16 protein-coding genes and 1 pseudogene are annotated in these 14,997 nt (G+C 33.2%); 13 read left to right on the top strand and 4 right to left on the bottom strand.

Annotated elements, in window-relative coordinates; translation table 11 throughout:
* Positions 1-96: 96 nt before the first annotated feature.
* Positions 97-744: pseudogene (locus tag ACQKMD_RS10905) on the top strand (AMP-binding enzyme); the annotation flags it as partial.
* 449 nt (positions 745-1,193) lie between these two features.
* Here the strand turns inward: ACQKMD_RS10905 and ACQKMD_RS10900 are convergent.
* Positions 1,194-1,340, bottom strand: a complete 147-nt coding sequence (locus ACQKMD_RS10900) for a hypothetical protein (protein ID WP_427751945.1) — start codon at positions 1,338-1,340, stop codon at positions 1,194-1,196.
* A 102-nt stretch (positions 1,341-1,442) separates the two neighbouring features.
* Positions 1,443-1,589 (bottom strand): hypothetical protein, encoded by a 147-nt coding sequence (locus ACQKMD_RS10895; RefSeq protein ID WP_427751944.1) that lies wholly within the window; start codon positions 1,587-1,589, stop codon positions 1,443-1,445.
* 914 nt (positions 1,590-2,503) lie between these two features.
* On the opposite strand from ACQKMD_RS10895, the gene colA reads away from it, so the two are divergent.
* The 6 genes from colA (at position 2,504) to ACQKMD_RS10865 (ending at position 8,140) form a co-directional block, all read left to right on the top strand.
* On the top strand, positions 2,504-5,401 hold the full coding sequence (colA, locus tag ACQKMD_RS10890) for a collagenase ColA (RefSeq protein ID WP_427751942.1): 2,898 nt from the start codon (positions 2,504-2,506) through the stop codon (positions 5,399-5,401).
* Positions 5,402-5,919: 518 nt separating this feature from the next.
* Positions 5,920-6,114 carry a hypothetical protein gene (locus ACQKMD_RS10885; protein WP_427751939.1) on the top strand — a complete coding sequence of 65 codons (195 nt, stop codon included), beginning with the start codon at positions 5,920-5,922 and terminating at the stop codon, positions 6,112-6,114.
* A 63-nt stretch (positions 6,115-6,177) separates the two neighbouring features.
* A complete protein-coding gene (locus ACQKMD_RS10880) occupies positions 6,178-6,618 on the top strand; it encodes an SH3 domain-containing protein (RefSeq protein ID WP_427751937.1) in 441 nt (146 codons plus the stop codon).
* Positions 6,615-7,028, top strand: coding sequence for a M15 family metallopeptidase (locus tag ACQKMD_RS10875; RefSeq protein WP_427751936.1), 414 nt, complete (start codon positions 6,615-6,617; stop codon positions 7,026-7,028). Before ACQKMD_RS10880 ends, ACQKMD_RS10875 begins: the two co-directional genes overlap by 4 nt.
* A gap of 260 nt (positions 7,029-7,288) precedes the next feature.
* The gene (locus ACQKMD_RS10870) at positions 7,289-7,843 is read left to right on the top strand and encodes a leucine-rich repeat domain-containing protein (protein ID WP_427751934.1); all 555 of its coding nucleotides are present in this window, start codon (positions 7,289-7,291) and stop codon (positions 7,841-7,843) included.
* 12 nt (positions 7,844-7,855) lie between these two features.
* Positions 7,856-8,140, top strand: a complete 285-nt coding sequence (locus tag ACQKMD_RS10865; protein ID WP_427751932.1) for a hypothetical protein — start codon at positions 7,856-7,858, stop codon at positions 8,138-8,140.
* A 166-nt stretch (positions 8,141-8,306) separates the two neighbouring features.
* Here the strand turns inward: ACQKMD_RS10865 and ACQKMD_RS10860 are convergent, their stop codons facing one another.
* Together ACQKMD_RS10860 and ACQKMD_RS10855 are read right to left on the bottom strand one after the other, a co-directional pair.
* Positions 8,307-8,516: a translation initiation factor 2 gene (locus tag ACQKMD_RS10860; protein ID WP_427751930.1), complete on the bottom strand. Its 210-nt coding sequence runs from the start codon at positions 8,514-8,516 to the stop codon at positions 8,307-8,309.
* 560 nt (positions 8,517-9,076) lie between these two features.
* Positions 9,077-9,298 (bottom strand): hypothetical protein, encoded by a 222-nt coding sequence (locus ACQKMD_RS10855; protein WP_427751928.1) that lies wholly within the window; start codon positions 9,296-9,298, stop codon positions 9,077-9,079.
* A 634-nt stretch (positions 9,299-9,932) separates the two neighbouring features.
* On the opposite strand from ACQKMD_RS10855, the gene ACQKMD_RS10850 reads away from it, so the two are divergent.
* The 6 genes from ACQKMD_RS10850 (at position 9,933) to ACQKMD_RS10825 (ending at position 14,461) form a co-directional block, all read left to right on the top strand.
* Positions 9,933-10,061: a transposase gene (locus ACQKMD_RS10850; RefSeq protein ID WP_427751959.1), complete on the top strand. Its 129-nt coding sequence runs from the start codon at positions 9,933-9,935 to the stop codon at positions 10,059-10,061.
* A 345-nt stretch (positions 10,062-10,406) separates the two neighbouring features.
* Positions 10,407-10,532, top strand: a complete 126-nt coding sequence (locus ACQKMD_RS10845; RefSeq protein ID WP_427751927.1) for a hypothetical protein — start codon at positions 10,407-10,409, stop codon at positions 10,530-10,532.
* Positions 10,533-10,623: 91 nt separating this feature from the next.
* Positions 10,624-11,499, top strand: a complete 876-nt coding sequence (locus ACQKMD_RS10840; protein ID WP_427751924.1) for a 2OG-Fe dioxygenase family protein — start codon at positions 10,624-10,626, stop codon at positions 11,497-11,499.
* Positions 11,500-12,082: 583 nt separating this feature from the next.
* Positions 12,083-12,631 (top strand): transposase, encoded by a 549-nt coding sequence (locus ACQKMD_RS10835; RefSeq protein ID WP_427751923.1) that lies wholly within the window; start codon positions 12,083-12,085, stop codon positions 12,629-12,631.
* Positions 12,632-13,065: 434 nt separating this feature from the next.
* Positions 13,066-13,611 carry a 4'-phosphopantetheinyl transferase family protein gene (locus tag ACQKMD_RS10830; RefSeq protein WP_427751920.1) on the top strand — a complete coding sequence of 182 codons (546 nt, stop codon included), beginning with the start codon at positions 13,066-13,068 and terminating at the stop codon, positions 13,609-13,611.
* Positions 13,612-13,747: 136 nt separating this feature from the next.
* Positions 13,748-14,461 (top strand): thioesterase II family protein, encoded by a 714-nt coding sequence (locus tag ACQKMD_RS10825; RefSeq protein ID WP_427751918.1) that lies wholly within the window; start codon positions 13,748-13,750, stop codon positions 14,459-14,461.
* Positions 14,462-14,997 lie beyond the last annotated feature (536 nt).

The raw sequence follows: 14,997 nt of genomic DNA, 5'->3' as shown, positions 1-14,997 counted from the left end.
TGGGTCAGAGCTTTCATTTTAACCAAAAGGGTGGATTCTGTCTTTTTATTTTGTTAAATGGAAATTACTTGAATGAAATTTACTCATTTAAAGTAAGTATACGGAATGACGGAATCTTCACCACTAAGTCTCATTTCTAGAATTCTGTCGCAGTTTAGTGGGACTTTTCAGATGACGAAAAATCACGTTTAAAAGTAAAAGCAGGATATCAGATGATTGGTGCCGAAATAAAAGTGGTGGACGAATTCGGCGAAGAAGTTCCTCATGACGGTACAGCAACCGGAGAAATTGTTGTTCGCAGTAATGGTGTCATGAAAGGCTATTGGAAAAATGAGAAAGCGACATTAGAAACAATCCAAAATGGCTGGCTCCATACTGGAGATCATTGATGAAAGGGGTTATGTTGAAATTACAGACCGTAAAAAGGACATTATTATAAGTGGCGATGAGAATATCTCTTCTATTTAAGTAGAAGGAGTACTGTATGATCATCCGGCTATTTTAGAGGCAGCTGTTATTGCTATTCCTCACGAAAAATGGGGAAAAACACCACACGCGTATATCGTTTTACGAGAAAATGCTGAAGTAACAGAACAGGAGATCATTGACTTCTCTCGTTCAAAATTAGCTCATTTTAAAGCTATTAAAAGTGTTACGTTCACTAAAGATTTACCGAAAACAGCATCGGGTAAAATTCAAAAGGTTCGTTTACGAAACGATCATATTGAGAGTTTGAAAACTTAAACTTTCCAAAAAGCCATATAGATTGGGCTGTGATGTCAATGAAAAGAACCCATAAGAGGCGCTTTATAAAGCAAATATTATTATAAAAAATTGCATATAATGAAAAAAAGTAAAGAGGTGGTCTAGTTGATCTTTATATTAGCCAGCAGTGTGCTAGCTTTTATACTCATACTTTCTGAATACTTGAAAAGCTCCAAGATATTCAATGTATTTTATCTTATTTCATTAGTAAGCGTCATCTATACATTTGTTAGTTTCATTGATATAGGAGGATTAGAAGCTTTAAGTTATAGTATCATCTCTTTAACATTCGGAATCTTTGGCGTAGGTGGAATGTTAGTAACTCTATGTAAGCAAAAACAATTGAATATGTAAAAGAATGGCCTACACAGAGGATTTCTGTGTAGGCTTTTTATTTTGATGTAGGGGGAGAGGACGTGAATATTCTGCTAAATAACAATCGAGTGAGTTAATGCAACAAACGATGGAGATAGTGCAACAATCAGTCTAGATAACACAACAAACGATGTAATTAGCGCAACAATCCTCCAAGATAGTGCAACAATCGAATTCCCAATTTGAGCGAACCTCATCAAGTACATAAAATCTTCCGGAATGGTGGTTTTTCAAAAAACTTCAGCAAGGTGATTCACCCTAAAATAGAAGAAAACCCAGACTATAAAGACGTGAATATTCTGCTAAATAACAATCGAGTGAGATAGTGCAACAAACGGTGGAGATAGTGCAACAAACGGTCGAGATAACACAACAATTGATGGAATTAGCGCAACAATCCTCCAAGATAGTGCAACAATCGAATTCCCAATTTGAGCGAACCTCATCAAGTACATAAACTCTTCTGAAATGGTGGTTTTTCAAAAAAACTTCAGCAAGGTGATTCACCCTAAAATAGAAGAAAACCCAGACTATAAAGACGTGAATATTCTGCTAAATAACAATCGAGTGAGTTAATGCAACAAACGATGGAGATAGTGCAACAATCAGTCGAGATAACACAACAATCGATGTAATTAGCGCAACAATCCTCCAAGACAGAGTCGGAAGATTATGAAGAAATTAGAAGTAAAATGCATAGAGATTGGATTCCCCAAAATTATAATAAATTGATAGCTGTAATGATGAATATAAGCCTGTCGTTAATCAAAATGTATGTAATATCATAGTAGGTTCTGCACCACCGTATGCTATTGGATACATGAAAAATTTAAAGCGTGAATTGAATAATTAGTCAATTACAAAAATCACAAACGAATTAAGGTGAAACTAAAAGGCTGAGTCCAGTGTAATTAGGGACTCAGGCCTTTTAAGCTGCCAAACAAAATAACAAGAATAACATTATGGACCACATCATTTCCATTTTACACTCTGATTAAGGAGGCTAGAAATTCGAAAGTATGGAACAATTCAAAATCTAATTAGAGAAATATATTAATTATTACAATCACAAACGCAATACAGGATCCAATCCTTGATATTGTTTGAAATATTTAATTCACTTCAATTTCGGGTTCTTTTTTCAATTATCTTAAAGAAAAGTTTAGCTTACTCATTACTCTTACATAAATAGAACATAGCGAGTTACCGGTTATTAAGGTCTAAATTGTGTCTATGCGTTCAAATTATAAAAGGAAATATTACTAAAAATAACATTTTATATGGTTTTATTCACATAATATGTTATTTTTAAATTAGGTATATAGTATCTAATAATGAAAGTAGGACCATAGGAGGGCTTATTATGAAGAAAAAATTAAAATTCAATCAAGTGTTAATTGGGATCAGTACAATGGCACTATCGTTAGGAGGGTTACAAGCAGAAGTATCAGCAGCAGAAAAAACGCCTTATAATGTATTACAAATGAAACCTGTTGGCATAGGAACTCCGAAAGATGAAATTGTGCATTCTACAAAGGCTGATGAAACATTATCATTTGAAAAACGTTTGAAAATTGGCGATTTTTCGCAACATCCAGCTCCAATTGTAAAACGTGCTGAAACGAAGCAATTGCAGGAACAGTACTCGATGGCCGAGCTTAATAGAATGAGCGATAGTGAGCTAATTGATACGCTAGGAAATATTCGCTGGAATCAAATTACAGACTTATTCCAATTCAGTGAGGAAACAAAAGTTTTTTATCAAAATAAAGAACGCATGCAAGTTATCATCAATGAATTAGGGAAAAGAGGAAGTTCTTTTACGAAAGATGATTCAAAGGGAATTGATACATTTGTTGAGGTATTGCGTTCTGCTTTTTATGTAGCATTTTATAATAAGGAACTAGGTTATTTAAACGAGAGAAGCTTCCATGATAAGTGTTTATCAGCATTAAAGGATATGGCTAAGAATCCAAACTTTAAACTTGGTACACGTGAGCAAGATAAAGTGGTATCCGCCTATGGAAAATTAATAGGTAATGCTTCTAGTGATGCAGAAACAGTTCAGTATGCTGCGAAGATTTTAAAACAGTATAACGAAAATCTCTCTACATATGAAAGCGATTCTTTAAAAGGACAAACTATATATGAATTAATAAAAGGGATTGATTATGATTTGCAGTCGTATTTGTACGAGACACGTAAAGAAGCTAATACGACGATGTGGTATGGAAAGATTGATAGTTTCATAAATGAAGTTAATAAAATTGCTCTTATGCATAATGTGACAGATGACAATAGTTGGTTAATCAATAATGGCATTTATTATGCAGGGCGTTTAGGAGGATTCCATAGTAATCCGGATAAAGGTTTAGAAGTTGTTACACAAGCGATGCATATGTATCCTTATTTAAGTGAAGCTTATTTTGTAGCAGTGGAGCAAATTACAACAAATTATGGTGGAAAAGACTATAGTGGTAATACAGTAGATTTACAGAAAATACGTGAAGAAGGAAAGAAGCAGTATTTACCGAAAACATATACATTTGATGATGGATCAATTGTGTTTAAAACGGGAGATAAAGTAACAGAAGACAAAATTCAAAGATTATACTGGGCTGCAAAAGAAGTAAAAGCACAATATCACCGTGTAATTGGGAATGATAAAGCATTAGAACTAGGCAATGCTGACGATGTATTAACAGTTGTAATTTATGACTCTCCAGATCAATATCAATTAAACCGTCAATTGTACGGGTATGAAACAAATAATGGTGGTATTTATATTGAAGAGAAGGGAACGTTCTTTACATATGAACGTACGCCGGAACAAAGTATTTATAGTTTAGAAGAGTTATTCCGCCATGAATTTACACATTATTTACAAGGAAGGTACCAGGTTCCTGGTTTATTCGGAACAGGAGATATGTATCAAAATGAACGATTAACATGGTTCCAGGAAGGAAATGCAGAATTCTTTGCAGGATCAACACGTACAAATGATGTTGTTCCACGTAAGAGTATTATTAGTGGATTATCAGATGAACCATCAAAACGCTATACAGCCGAGCAGACAATGTTTGCAAAATATGGATCATGGGATTTTTATAACTATTCATTTGCATTACAGTCTTATATGTATAATCATCAATTTGATACATTTGATAGAATTCAAGATTTAATTCGTGCGAACGATGTAAAAAATTATGATGCGTATCGTGACGCTTTAAGTAAAGATCCACAACTTAATACGGAATACCAAGCCTATATGCAACAATTGATTGATAATCAAGAAAAATACGATGTACCACAAGTATCAGAAGATTATTTAGTGGAACATAAACCAAAAGCGTTAAATGAAGTGAAGAGAGAAATTGCCGGTGTTGCTAACGTGAAAGATGCAAAAATTACAAAACATAAGTCTCAATTTTTTGATACATTTACAGTCGAAGGTACGTATGTAGGTAGTGAAACAAAAGGTGAATCTAAAGATTGGAAAACGATGAGTAAACAAGTGAACCAAGTACTAGAGCAAATGTCGCAAAAAGAGTGGAGCGGCTATAAAACAATGACAGCGTATTTTGTAAACTACCGTGTGAATACAGCCAATCAGTTTGAATATGATATTGTTTTCCACGGGGTTGCAACGGATAATGGAGAAAATCAAGCACCTACTGTAAATATGAATGGTCCATATGTTGGAATCGAAAATGAAAAAATCCAGTTCAAGAGCGATGGTTCAAAAGATGAGGATGGGGAAATAGTTTCTTACATTTGGAATTTTGGAGATGGAAAAACAAGTGAAGAGGCAAACCCTACTCATGTATATGCGAAAGAAGGGACGTATACAGCTACACTAACAGTGAAAGATGATAAGGGAAAAGAAAGTAAAGAACAAATAATTGTAACAATACGGAATGGAGCACAAACAGAGAAAGAACCAAATAATCATCCAGAAGAAGCGAATATAGTTCCATTTAATACGCTCTTAAAAGGTAGTTTGATTGATGGTGATCATACGGATGTATTCAAAATCGATGTTACGTCTCCTAAAGAAATAGATATTTCTGTCGTAAATGAAAATCAAATTGGAATGACATGGGTCCTTTATCATGAGTCTGATATTCAAAATTATGTAGCATACGGACAAGATGATGGGAACATTATAAAAGGTAAATATAAAGCGGAACCAGGAAAGTATTATTTATATATTTATAAATTTGATAATGAAAACGGGACATATACAGTAAAAGTACAATAATTTTATTTTTCAGCTCAATATTTTGGACACAAAGAAGAATGAGCCCTACTAATAAAAAGTCGATATTCCTACTAAGGAATATCGGCTTTTTTAACTGGATTAGATAACCTAACGTCTTGAACTTACTTGCAATCGTCTTCATACTAAAGTGTAATTCCCAGTTATGCATTCAAGCTAGGAAAGATTCAGCAATTACATGGGGCGATTTATACGGCAGTAAAGCGAGTCACAAGGAGTCTTCAAATGAAGGCACCAGCAACAGTCGTTTGGTGTAATTAAAATGAGTGTGGGTTTAAGTTTTTGTACCTTCTATAATGTGTAGATTGGTCAATTAGCAAAGGATTATGTACAAAGACTTTACTATCAAATCCTTGATAGGTTAAGCAAACCCTAACGTTATCTTTATATTGTAGAAATAAATTTCAAATGGTATTGTTTTTATATTCTGAAAAATAACACGCGTCTTTTAACTGATGTGGATTTTTTATTTCAAATATTTTAGTAGAGGGTGTATAACAATGCCGGTAGTAGCAATTAATATGATGATCCGTTTTTATAAAATCGAAGGGAAAGATTATCAGCTTAGTGACTCAGGAATAATGAATGTAAGTCTTTCAAAAGAAGAGCAATCTATTCTAGAACAAATGCTTTCTATTAACTGGCATATTCAAGAAAATACAAATGATTTTACAATCAATGTATTGTTAAAATAAAGGTTATAGATTGAGAGTGAACAATCTCAAAAATGTACGATACATAAGGAGTTGAATTTAAAATTGAATATCAAAAAAATCTTTATTGCTAGCTCAATTGTAGGCTTCCTCTTTACGCTTGGCCTTGCTGGGTTGTCACAAACTGCTTCTGCACAAGCTTCAACAGCTAAAAAATCCCTAAATAAAACAATGAAAGCAACAGCAGCTGTTAATGTGAGAAAAGGGATCGGCACAACTCACAAGAAAATCATGATAGTTGAGAAAGGGATATTCGTTAAAGCGTGCAATTACTCAAACGGCTGGTACAAAGTTAGCGTTAATGATAAAACAGGATGGGTCTCGGGCAAATACCTAACATCAGCACCTGCAAACTATAAGGAAGCAGGTCTTGTTGAATTATCTAAGAAAGATGGCTTTGTCATTGACTTAAAATATGCAACTAAGAAAAACTTTATGGGCTACGCCCTGTACCCAAAAGAAAGTAAAGCATTAGTGACAAAATGACAGCAGCAAAATTAAAAAAGGCCAATCAACTGGCACATAAAAAAGGGTATAGAATTAAAATCTGGGACGTATATAGACCATTATCTGTGCAATGGGAAATGTACAACAAGATACAAAACCACCTCTATGTAGCCAATCCAGCGTTAGATTCTAATCATAGTAAAGGTGTCAGTGTTGATGTTACCTTAGTAGATGCAAAGGGCAAAGAGTTGAAAATGCCAACAAAATTTGATTCTTTTTCTTCCAAAGCAGGGCGTTACTATAAAGGGAATTCGAAAACAGTACAAAAAAACATGGACTATTTAACAAAGATCATGACACAATCTGGCTTCAAGACAATCAGCTCAGAATGGTGGCATTACAATGATTTGAGTGCATCACATCCGACATTAGATGTGCCTACTAAATGAGATGAATAAAAGACATGCCTCTCTCAATTGATGGCATTAAAAATTAACCTTGTCTTGCTTCATCGTCAAATAGATACGGCAATGCTTCGTATTTTAATTAATAGCGAAGATGTTTACTTTTAGCATAGCGATTGTGCACTTTAAATTATCATATTTTTTTATGCAAAAGTTTGTTCCTTCTATTACTTTTAATATAAATAAGATATATTTATTGGTATGCTATCTGAATCTATCTTGATAATGAAATTGGAGGAAATTAAATGAAAATCAGCTTACCGCATGCGGAGTTGAGTACTTTGCCAAACATAGACTTACCTTTGCATGAAATTACAGATATAAATCTATTTGATAATCGTTTTAGTACAATTCCTGAAGAAATCTATAAAATGAATAATTTGAAGGTGCTAAATATTTCTGCAAATAAGCTTGAAGAAATTTCTGCGTATATCAAAAATTTTAAAGAACTTAAAATGATGGACTTAGGACATAATCAAATTGAAATAATTCCATCAGAAATAGGCTCTCTTACGAATATGGAAGATTATTTATATCTTCACAACAATAAATTTGAAACAATCCCTCCTGAAATTAAGAACTTAAAAAAACTAAAATATTTAAATCTAAGTGATAATTATTTCAGTGAGTTACCATCAGAAATAGGCGAATTAACCAACTTAGTAGAGTTACGATTGATGAACAACAAGCTTCATAATATACCGGAGAGCTTTAATATGCTAACGAATATTAGAGAGCTTCATCTGAAAAATAATCAGCTCAGCGATCTCCCTGAAATATTTGAAGGTTTGACGTTATAACGGGTGCTGGATATGGAGGAGAATCAGTTAAAACGTGTTCCAAGTTCACTTAAGCATTGTAACAAGTTAAGACGCTTGAATTTGAGACATAATCAATTGACTACATTACCCGATGAATTAGGGAATATAGAAAATTTATTAGAATTAGATCTAAGAAGTAACCAGTTAATTGAATTACCACAATCTTTGATGCGAATTGAAGGGTTAGAACGTTTAGATTTAAGATGGAATCCTGATTTAATAGTACCGAATTGGTTAGAAAAGCTAGAAGAAAGAGGATGTATAGTATATCTGTAACAATTAGGTGTAAAACTAAGCTAAATTTATAAGTATATTGAAAACAGATTTAAAAAGTTTACTTTCATAAAGAGTTTTTGAAAGTAAACTTTTTAAATCTTCATTTTTTGATGTATTGCAATTGATATGTAGAAAAATTTCTATTTTCTACGCTCCAGATTAGATATTACTTCTTTAATTGCTCAAATTGTTTTGATTGGTTATCTTGATTTGAAGAACCTTTGTTATTAGAGTTTGCTAATTTTTGTAGCGCTAATGCTGCGGCAATAGCAGTTATTCCATCACCTAAAGTAGTAAGTGTAACCCCAATCAACGCAAGTTTGGCAGCAAAAATTTCAAGTGATTCAGGGCTCTGATTATTTTGTCTGTTAGCCATTACTATCCTCCGTTTTTTTTCAAACAACGCCAGGAAGAACTTCTACAAGATGTTCAAGGAGATGGAAAGGGACTTTATACAAGACTTGGAATGGTGGCAGGAGGTATTTGTAAAAAGGCCGGACTCTATTATTGTCCGGAATGTGTAGCTAATGATATTGATCAGCATGGAGAAACCTATATTCATCATGAGGATTAACTACAGGGGATTGACTTCTGTGCGCATCATGAATTCAAATTAGAGAAGTATCCTGTCGATTTTTCAAAGACGTTTACTCGATTCGATAAAAAGTTAATGAACTTATCAATGATTCAAGAAGTTGAACCAATAGAGTTTGTAGTCATTCAAATTTCTTTAGCAATGATGGCATATCAACTGCTGCAAGTTCTAATACATCAATTTTCGAGGGGATCTATTAATCTTAAATATCATGATCTTTTACGAGAGCGTAATTTAATAACATCTTCTAATCGAATTCGGCGAAATGAGCTATACAAGGCATTTTGGATTTTTAGATAAGTACGAATCAGAAATCAATGTAAATGATGAGTACAATTAATTCATTTGCAACTCCCTCTTATGTATTTTTCATCTTTTAATTCTTCAATATCTAAATAATTGTTAGCAAAAAGTGATGAATAATGTCTTGCTGCCTTCGAGTATTCACTGAATTTATTTATTCTCCCAAATCGAGTCCCATTCTTTTCAGATTCTTTTACACGATTCCACTCGATAATTGCTCCCTCATTCAATATAGAATAATCTCTTTCATAAAGTTTCATAATTGCTACTCCCACCCAGTAATGTCTAGTAATCTAATTTGTTCAATAAAACCTGTGCCCTATTCTGAACCCCTTTAGAACTGTGTTTAGCTTTCACCACTGTAATACCTTGACCTTCATTGCTTTTCAATGACTTACTTGTCCATGTTCCACTTAGTGACATTATCACTCAATTTCGTAAATCTACGTTCACCGTAACCATCTGGTAACACATCCATAATAACTTGTATTGTTCCTATTATGGGTTATTGCTCAAGTGCTTTGAGGACATTAATAAAATCTTGAAGCTCGCCTTGTGCCCGAATTTCATGTAGCATTTGATGCTCTAATTAAAAAGTGATTTTCACACCATCTTTTCCAATTAGCTATTTGGCGTAGGCCTTTGTTAAATGTTTCGCCTAAATCACCACTTTGAATAAAAAATCTTTCATTAGATTTTTCTAACTCTATATACACGAATTCATATGCACCTAATCCTTTTCCAATTAGAAGAAAATCAACTTTATAAGGAGTACCTAAGGGAAACTCTTTAAAAAGATACGCATCATGATGCCCAAAATTATAAAGTTTGAGTATAGAGGCTTATAATTGCCTTTTTCAGTCTAGATATCTTTGTTGTTTGTCTGGACATCGCATGGTCTTCTTTAAAGATGACCAAAACCATGAAATCTGTGTTGTAACAAATCTTATGAGTGTATCTGCCGAAGAAATCGCCAATATGTATAAAGCTCGTTGGGGGATTGAAGTGTTTTCAGTTGGATGAAGCAAAATTTAAATGCTTCCACGTTATTTGGCACGACTAAGAATGCCGTATTTAATCAGCTTTATGCCGTTTTAACTGGTATGTATTAATTTGTTGGTTGTTTGATAAAACGAAGAAACGTCATGTCTTTCAATCATTGATTCTTTACCGATATGTTGGCTAAGTGAGATGTTTATATTTTTAAAAGAGTATGAACAAATAAAGGGATAGGTGTGTCTATTTTTCTAAAATTAACATCCGCCGTGATATTTTATATTTGATTAAATATTGAATATTCTGTATTGTATTAATTGTGGTAATATTTTCATATTATACATAATTTTTAATTTAAGGGGAGTTTAATCCATGGAAAAACATGCATTTAAAGTATTAACTTCTACCACATTGGTAGCAACATTATTTGCACCTTCTGCCCTTGCTGCAGAAAAAGAAAGTAGTCCATCAGATATATCTTCTATAAAAGACAGTTGAACAGTTAGATGAACGATTTAATCTTGAAACTGTAACAGAAATTTCAACGGATTCCGTACCAAATTTTAGAATGATAATAGGAGAGATGATTGTGTTATTAAAAGAATTAGATACACCAATTAGTATTGTAAATGTAATTGATCTTGATATCGATTTAGAAAAAATGAAAGACAAGCTAAGAAAGGGATATAAGGAGTATGAACCTGATGCTTACTTGATTCAAAAAAATAAAATAGAAATTTTACAGTCGCATTTGTCACAAAATGAATTGGATAAAATAGGGAATGGTGTTTGGATAAAGATTTACAAAGGTGAAATCCCTGATAGCGATTTACCTGAAATCTTCCCAAGTGTACCTAGTGATGTTTTTTTAAAAATCTCTTCTTTACAACCGACAAGAATGCGACTTATTTCTGAATGTGAATTGACTTGGGAAGGAATGGGTTGGGGAATTCAACGAATTCCTTGTGGTACATTTCAACAAACTGAAGCAACGATCTCCACTAATGATTTAGATTATCGCCTGATTCCCCGGAAATTCAAAGAGTTGCCTGAGTACCTATTTGATGAAGACCTTAAGAAAATTCTAATTCAAGTTGGAGATAAGGTTAAAGAATATAATAATTTTGTGAAAAAACTAAGTATTTCAATTCATCACACTTTAATTCTGTGTATTCCAGACCAGATAAGCTCCAACTCGCCTGAAGGAATTCATCAAGATGGAATGGATTATATTGTATCTGCATTGGTGGTCGAAAGAAATAATGTTAGTGGTGGAAAAAGTATTATTTATGGTGCTGATGCAAGAACGCCTCTACTCAATATTACATTGCAGTCTGGTCAAGGTATCTTTCAACCAGATAAAGGATCAGAGTTATGGCATGCAGTAACACCTATTTCATTAATTAACCCAAATGAGCCGGGGTATCGATCGACTATTGGATTTGATGTTTTAATATTGGAGTGAAATTATAAATAGAAATTCATTTCCATGCTTAAAGTTACTTGAAGATACTTATTCTTTGTGTAAAGTTTCTAATGAATTCGATATTCATAGCATCACCAACCAGATCTTTTGTACTGTTTTTGATACCGATTATTACGCATGTTGATTATCCATAAAAAACCAATCGAATAAATACAAAAAGAGACATCCTTCTTATAAAATGGAAGTGCTAACTCACCAAATTAGAAAGGATGTCTCTTACGAATAAGAATATCATGTTTCCTAATTTGATTCAAAAGGTTATATCTCCAAACGAAATAGATAGAATTCAAAAATACCTACAATACAACGATTCATCCAATAAAATAGATTGTTTACACTCCTTCAATATATGATAAGTGCTGCTGCTCTTTAATGGAAAAGTTATCGCCATTGTGCAGATGTAGGTTCACATTATGGGTTGAGGAAGCTAAACTATTCTTCTTTTTCAAAGAAAATGAGTATGTTAAATACAATCTCTTTAAACGTATTTTCGAATTAATGTGTTCTAAATGCATTCGAATTACTCATCGTCATTTAAATATACCAAAAGAATTATTGTTGATTGATTCCATACGATTACAGTAGGAAAAATCGTCTACCTCGGGCTCTTTACCATGGAGAACGTGTAGGTATTAAACTTCATGTTAGCTACACCCCTGAAACAATGATGCCTCATGAAGTTTTTGAAACAACAGGTCTTATACATGATTTTCCAATAGGTGAATCATTGGCAGATAAAAGTTTTATTATCGTAAGTATACTGTTGAAGAACAAGACGAATTACTACGAAGATCGAGCTTATTTCAACATCAGTCGCATTGACCAGTTCTTGAATAAAGATCAATTTTTCGGAATTCGGGTAAAAGTCAATGTGAAGATTCATCGACCACACGCTTTAAAACGATTGATTCCAAAGAATTCTGTCACAAAAGACATGACGTGCCAACTGGGAACAGAACAATCACGTTCTACATGTAGACATCGGATGGTCTTCTTTAAAGATGACCAAAACCGTGAAATCCGTGTTGTAACAAATCTTATGAGTATATCTGCCGAAGACATCGCCAATATGTATAAAGCTCGTTGGGGGATTGAAGTGTTTTTCCGTTAGATAAAGCAAAATTTAAATGCTTCCATGTTATTTGTCACGACTAAGAATGCCGTATTTAATCAGCTTTATGTCGCTTTAACTGCGTATGTATTGATTTGTTGGTTGTTTGATAAAACGAAGAAACGTCATGTCTTTCAATCATTGATTCTTTACCGACAGGTTGGCTGAGTGAGATGTTTATATTTTTAAAAGAGTATGAACAAATAACGAGATAGGTCTGTCTATTTTTGTGAAATCAACTGCTATGTTAGTATATGGTTAAACGCAATTGTAAATATATTGACACTAAAACATATATACCCATATAATAAATGGTAGTTGTTGTTAAATTCTGCCTTTTTGATTTGTCGATTTCAATATTTGTGGTCAATATATTGGATGATATATTCTTCGGCGCTCTAAATATTCTATTAAGAAAGGAAATATGAAGCGTAGTGATAGAGGTGTATATCGGTAAAATTCCAGAGAAAATAGAACCTGAATTACTTCGAGAGTTGCTTCGTCACGTTTCAGTTGAAAAAAGCAGAAAATTGCCCGATTTATTAAGCATATTGGTTAGGTCAATAATTTGTAGAAAGCTCCAACTAAAAAACTCTGAAATTAATTTTTCTAATAATTTATACGGGAAGCCGCATTTATGTAATGCTACAGATTTTCAGTTTAATGTATCACATTCAGGTGAATGGATAGCTTGTGCTGTTGATAAAGATCAGATTGGCGTCGATATTGAGAAAATAGAACCGATTGACAGTATAAGTATTTCTGAAAGGTTCTTTTCGAGTGAGGAATATAATAATCTTCTTATCAAAAATAGGAATGAACGTCTAGCTTATTTTTACGAATTGTGGACGATGGAAGAAAGTTACATAAAAGTAGTAGGTAAAGGATTAGCTATACCTTTACATTCAGTTGCCGTGAAAAGATACAGGCAGAATTATATGGAGATTGAAGAAGTAAATAGTCACATACAATACTATTGAAAGCAATATTATGTGGATGATTCACATAAATTTTCCGTTTGTTCAGAATCAAATGACTTCTCTGAAAAAATAACATTCATCAATTTTTCCGAATTAATAAAATTTATAGAAATCGCAAGACTATCTGGGAGGTACGATGAATCATATTAAGCTTTTTTGTTTTCCTTATGCTGGAGGATCAAGCAGTATCTATATGAAATGGAGAAGTAAATTGTTACCGTCTATTCAACTGATCCCAATCGAGCCAGCGGGTAGAGGTAGAAGAATAGAAGAGCCTTTTTATCAGTCTTTTGATGAAGCGATCAATGACATCGTTCAAGAAATAGAAAAGCATTTGGATGGAACACCCTTTGCCTTTTTCGGTCACAGCATGGGAAGTTTACTTGCCTATGAGTGTGCCCATAAACTAATGATTGAAAAAAATATGTTGCCAGAGCTTATTATTATTTCTGGAAAAAATCCTCCGCATCTGAAGAGAAAGAAAGAGATACACCAACTTTCAGACGACAAATTTCGACAAGAACTCTTGTCGTTGGAGGGATTTGAAAAGGAAATAGTGGAAAATAATGAATTATTTAATTTTTTTGTTCCGATTTTAAGAGCCGACTTTAGATTGGTCGAGACTTACAATTACAATGAGAAACAAGATAAAATCGACAGTGATATTGTCGTTTTATATGGTAAGGATGATAACTTAACTACTATAGAAGAATTAGATGAATGGTGCATCCATGCGAAAAGACAACCGAAAATTTTCGCTTTTGATGGGGGGCATTTTTTTATTAATAATCAATTTCATTCTATCATTCATTTAATTAATACATTATTGGGACGTATAAATATAACTTAAAATTAAATTAGATAAAATTTTCGTTTTTGTGTTTTTACTACTTTTGGTAACTACTACTTACATATAGATTGACACTCCCACGGCTAAGGTAAGTGGGATTCTTGCTACCAAAGAGCGAGTCTATTTCTAGTACGCTTGACGTGCAAGGTTCGGGTATGTCATTACCCGTCCGCATAGCAGATACGGCACTCGTTCTGTTACAACGAGTCAGTTAGTTTGTTCTCAAATGTTTTAGCGTCTTGTTCTTGACGACTTACTACATTTTATGGAGGAAGAATTTGCTACTCCAACTTCATATGTATTCTATTTTCAGAGAACATGATTGTTTTAGAGTCTTTTTCATGACTATGACGAAATTATAGTATGTTTTGCTTTGTAAAAGCGATACTACCATCCCATGCCTAAAGGCGGAGTAAATTCCTGCATGGGCTTTCTCGTATCTCAAAATATGTAAGGATAGATAATTTTTATTAACGATGTTTATCTAGTCAGAAAAGAGCACAAGTTTACTCATAATGATATGTAAATTAGAAAAA

The organism is Viridibacillus sp. NPDC096237, from assembly GCF_050278625.1.
GTDB lineage: Bacteria > Bacillota > Bacilli > Bacillales_A > Planococcaceae > Viridibacillus.
Note: the sequence above shows the minus strand (reverse complement) of the source record. Positions and strands in the feature narration are given on the sequence as shown.

Coding starts and splice junctions, on each gene's coding strand:
- ACQKMD_RS10855 (WP_427751928.1), bottom strand. CDS start 9,298: ATGAAACTTTATGAAAGAGATTATTCTATATTGAATGAGGGAGCAATT.
- ACQKMD_RS10885 (WP_427751939.1), top strand. CDS start 5,920: ATGCCGGTAGTAGCAATTAATATGATGATCCGTTTTTATAAAATCGAA.
- ACQKMD_RS10865 (WP_427751932.1), top strand. CDS start 7,856: ATGGAGGAGAATCAGTTAAAACGTGTTCCAAGTTCACTTAAGCATTGT.
- colA (WP_427751942.1), top strand. CDS start 2,504: ATGAAGAAAAAATTAAAATTCAATCAAGTGTTAATTGGGATCAGTACA.
- ACQKMD_RS10850 (WP_427751959.1), top strand. CDS start 9,933: ATGGTCTTCTTTAAAGATGACCAAAACCATGAAATCTGTGTTGTAACA.
- ACQKMD_RS10870 (WP_427751934.1), top strand. CDS start 7,289: ATGAAAATCAGCTTACCGCATGCGGAGTTGAGTACTTTGCCAAACATA.
- ACQKMD_RS10825 (WP_427751918.1), top strand. CDS start 13,748: ATGAATCATATTAAGCTTTTTTGTTTTCCTTATGCTGGAGGATCAAGC.
- ACQKMD_RS10875 (WP_427751936.1), top strand. CDS start 6,615: ATGACAGCAGCAAAATTAAAAAAGGCCAATCAACTGGCACATAAAAAA.
- ACQKMD_RS10845 (WP_427751927.1), top strand. CDS start 10,407: ATGGAAAAACATGCATTTAAAGTATTAACTTCTACCACATTGGTAGCA.
- ACQKMD_RS10860 (WP_427751930.1), bottom strand. CDS start 8,516: ATGGCTAACAGACAAAATAATCAGAGCCCTGAATCACTTGAAATTTTT.